Below are 345 nucleotides of genomic sequence, written 5' to 3'. Positions count from 1 at the left end.
CATGCGCGAGCAGTCCACCCATGCGGATCACGACAACATGCCCGGCGCCGTCTTGTATGAATCCAGGGACGGCGAGATCCTGCGCAAGAACTCCGTGGTCTTCGGGCCGGGGGACATGTTCTGCCCGGCATGGAACTTCTTGGCGCTCGCGGGCCTCGGCGAGTCCGATTGGACCCCGCAGTTCAGCTACTGGCAGCGACCGGCGACTCTCGACGACGGAGGGCAAAACCTGCTCGGATAGGCCCGGGCCCTCGGGTGAGATCACCCCGAGGCGCCGCCGCTGGGCTGTCGGGTCGCTGTATACTGGCCGCGCTCCGGTACTGAGCAATTCCTTCGGCATGTATC

1 protein-coding gene is annotated in these 345 nt (G+C 65.5%); it reads left to right on the top strand.

The genetic code is table 11. The features are described 5' to 3' along the window. On the top strand, positions 1–241 hold a 241-nt coding region (locus tag FVP33_RS19280; RefSeq protein ID WP_222706814.1), incomplete at its 5' end, for a hypothetical protein. Positions 242–345: the final 104 nt, after the last annotated feature.

It is taken from the genome of Lacisediminihabitans profunda (assembly GCF_008040105.1).
Lineage (GTDB): Bacteria > Actinomycetota > Actinomycetes > Actinomycetales > Microbacteriaceae > Lacisediminihabitans > Lacisediminihabitans profunda.
This window is presented reverse-complemented; position numbering and strand designations above follow the sequence as displayed.